Genomic DNA, 2,925 nt, shown 5'->3' with positions numbered 1-2,925 from the left:
CTCGAAGGTGTGGCTCGGGTCCGACAGGTACAGCGCGACAGCGTCCGCCTTGAACTCGGGCGAGTAGACCTTCATCACCATAAAAGATGCCTCCTACTCGGCCCCTCCCGGGGGCCGGGCTCAGAGTTGTCCACCACTCGGGGACAGGTCCCGACCAGCTTGACCAGCACGTTCTTGGCGAGGATGCCGAGGTGAGAGGCCCACGCGTCTGGGCCCACCAACTCCTGAAGGCGGGCAAAGCCCTCAGTGGGCGGTTCGTGAGTTGATGTCCGTTCCGGGCTTGGTTACTGCTTCTTGCTGAAGGTGCCGGGCTCGGCCTCGGTGAGGATTCCTATTGTGACCAGACGTTTCATCTTGGCGCGGGTGCGTTCGACGTGTTTCGGCAGGAGCTCGAAGTCGAGGGCCTGACAGATGTCTCGGGCCCTCAGTGGACCGGTGGTGTCGTTGAAGACGGCGAGGATGCGCGGGTAGTCCGGGTGCTCGGGCAGCTCCAGACTTCCTGCTGGGTCGACCGTCTGGTTCGGGATTCGGTCGGCAAGGCCGGTGATGGTCGTGCGGGTGATGGCGAGGTGTTCCAGACGTAGTTCGGCCTCACGGAGTTGGGTCTGCAGGGCGTCGATCTGGGTGCGGAGATCATCGGCCAGGGCCTGGGCGGCGTCTTCCTGAAGGTCGAGTGCCTGCAGGAGAGGGTTCAGGTTCACGCGCTGGCCACCCGCGGATCGCGCCAGGTGAGCGTGTTCGTGTCGGTGAGCCGACAGGCCATGACGTGAGTCATGGCCCAGTAGACACGTGAGGCGGAGGAGGCCGGACGGTGCTCGTAGTCGCGGATCAGCCGCCGGTGCAGTATCAAGATCCCGAACGTCTGCTCCACCCGCCACCGTTTCGGCTGCGGAACGAATCCCTGCTCCTCAGGGTTCCGCTGGACGATCTCGACGTCGATACCGAGGGCGGCCCCATGCGTGACGACCTGGTTCTTGAAGCCCCGGTCGACCAGGGCTTTGCTGACCGAGCCGCCGGCCGCGACGGCGACCTGGTCGAGCAGAGTGATGCCGGCGGCGTTGTCGTGGACGCTCGCGGCCAGCACGGTGACGGCGATGACCAGGCCGAGGACGTCCACGGCCAGTCCCCGTTTGCGACCCGGTACCCGTTTCGCGGCGTCTTTGCCCGTTGTGGCCACGGGGACACCGGTGGCCGCCCGGACACTCTGGGTGTCCAGGATCACCAGGGTCGGGTCCTCTAATCGCCGGTTCCTCTCCCGCACCTGGCAGCGCAGGAGTTCGTGGATCTGCTGGTCGGTGCCGTCGTCCCGCCAGGCGGCGAAGTAGTAGTACGTCGCGCTCTTCGGCGGCAGGTCGTTCGGCAGGAGAGCCCACTGACAGCCGGTCCGGGACTGGTAGAGGATCGAGTTCACGATCTCCCGCATCGAGTAGCGGCCCTGGTGGCCGCTGACGGAACGGTTCCGGTTCTTCCAGGCCGTGAGCACCGGCTCGATCAACGCCCATTGCTCGTCCGTCAAGTCGGTCTGGTACGGCTTGCGTTCACTCACCCCACCGATCCCAGCAGGCCACCGGCATCGGACCGGCACGTTCTGCCTCCGTCCACACCATCAGGCGACACCAGAACGACTCATATACTCACGAACCGACCACTGAGACTCCCACCGGCATGACCCTCATGGGCGTCCGCCTCTACAACCCGTCCACGGGCCGGTTCCTCAGCGTCGCCCCCGTCTACGGCGGCGGGGCCAACGCCTACGCCTACCCCGGCGACCCCGTCAACCAGTACGACCTCGATGGGCGGAGCTGGTGGAGAAAGGCCGGAAAATGGGCTTGGAAGAACAAGTGGGGCATCGCGGCGACGGCGCTGAGTTTCGCCCCCGGCGGCCAGATCATCACGGCGGCACGCTTCGGCTATACGGCCTATCGGGCCTACCGCCTCGCCAAGTCAGCGAAGTTCGCGAGCAAGGTACTGCGTTCAGGCCGCTACGGCGGCATGAGCTACCGGTACGGCAACTTTTCCGTTGCCAACTACGGTCGTGCGAAGAACGCGTTCTACAAGGGCCAGCAGTCCGGACGCTGGAACCATCAAGGACGCCGGGTCGAGATCGGCTGGAACTACAACCGCTTCGCCGGTCGGCCCACCTTCCGTATCGGCTGGCGCTTCCGCGGTAAGCCCCGGCACTTCACCCTCTTCTAAGGTGAAAGGAGGATCAGTATCGTGACCTACTTGCATACCGACCCGGATCTCAACGCGCGGGATGAACCGACGGCGCGTGAAGGGGCTCTCATCGACGCGGTCGACGGGCTTCTCGCTGCCACCGATCCCATCGGGATCATTCGTGACGAGGCCTTGTGGTACCTGGGCACGGCGTTGGAGGGCGAGGGCAATCTCGAACTGTTTCTGCCGACCGGCTGGGACCGCGAGATTGCGCTGCGCGTACTGCTGACGGAAAAGGCGTTCACTGTTGGCTGGGGCGGCGAACTGTGCGAGGACCCGATCGTGACGACTGTCGTTGCGGCGGTTCCCTCCCTCGGCGAGATGGCCAGACTCGTTGATGCGGAGCTCTCCCGCGAGCTGCGGGTATCGCGGCGCCGGCGTCCCTTCGGAGGAGCATCGGAGTTCCACGTCCTCCGCCACGGGCGCTGGACCGATCTGCTCCGCCAAGGTTCACCGACGAGCGAACAGAACCTGAAGCGCGCTCCGCATCAGACCACGCTGAGAACAGTCTGAGCATCCCCTCGCACGAAGCCTGGGTCCCCGACACCACGCTCCGGGAACCCAGGCTTCGACGCAGCAGATCCGCTCGGCCTCGGTGAAGTTTCCCCGTGACCTCGGACACGTGATCGTTATGCCGCGAGGGCGTGCTGGTGCCGCTGCCTGGTCTCGGTCGGGGTGAGGTAGCCGAAAGTCCGGTGCTTTCGCAGG

General features: G+C 65.3%; 5 protein-coding genes. 2 read left to right on the top strand and 3 right to left on the bottom strand.

Annotated elements, in window-relative coordinates; translation table 11 throughout:
• The 3 genes from AB0E67_RS36350 to AB0E67_RS36340 form a co-directional block, all read right to left on the bottom strand.
• On the bottom strand, positions 1-81 hold an 81-nt coding region (locus AB0E67_RS36350; protein WP_362034846.1), incomplete at its 3' end, for a transposase.
• A gap of 203 nt (positions 82-284) precedes the next feature.
• Entirely contained in the window at positions 285-701 is a 417-nt protein-coding gene (locus AB0E67_RS36345; protein WP_362035129.1) for a hypothetical protein, read from the bottom strand.
• A complete protein-coding gene (locus AB0E67_RS36340; RefSeq protein ID WP_362035127.1) occupies positions 698-1,546 on the bottom strand; it encodes an IS5 family transposase in 849 nt (282 codons plus the stop codon). Before AB0E67_RS36340 ends, AB0E67_RS36345 begins: the two co-directional genes overlap by 4 nt.
• Here AB0E67_RS36340 and AB0E67_RS36335 point away from each other — a divergent pair.
• Both AB0E67_RS36335 and AB0E67_RS36330 read left to right on the top strand, forming a co-directional pair.
• Positions 1,501-2,196 (top strand): RHS repeat-associated core domain-containing protein, encoded by a 696-nt coding sequence (locus tag AB0E67_RS36335; protein WP_362035130.1) that lies wholly within the window; start codon positions 1,501-1,503, stop codon positions 2,194-2,196. The two genes, AB0E67_RS36340 and AB0E67_RS36335, sit on opposite strands and share 46 nt — an antisense overlap.
• A 21-nt stretch (positions 2,197-2,217) precedes the next feature.
• Positions 2,218-2,730 carry a hypothetical protein gene (locus tag AB0E67_RS36330; RefSeq protein WP_362035126.1) on the top strand — a complete coding sequence of 171 codons (513 nt, stop codon included), beginning with the start codon at positions 2,218-2,220 and terminating at the stop codon, positions 2,728-2,730.
• The last annotated feature ends 195 nt before the right edge of the window (positions 2,731-2,925 follow it).

It is taken from the genome of Streptomyces sp. NPDC032161 (genome assembly GCF_040636995.1).
Taxonomy (GTDB): domain Bacteria; phylum Actinomycetota; class Actinomycetes; order Streptomycetales; family Streptomycetaceae; genus Streptomyces.
This window is presented reverse-complemented; position numbering and strand designations above follow the sequence as displayed.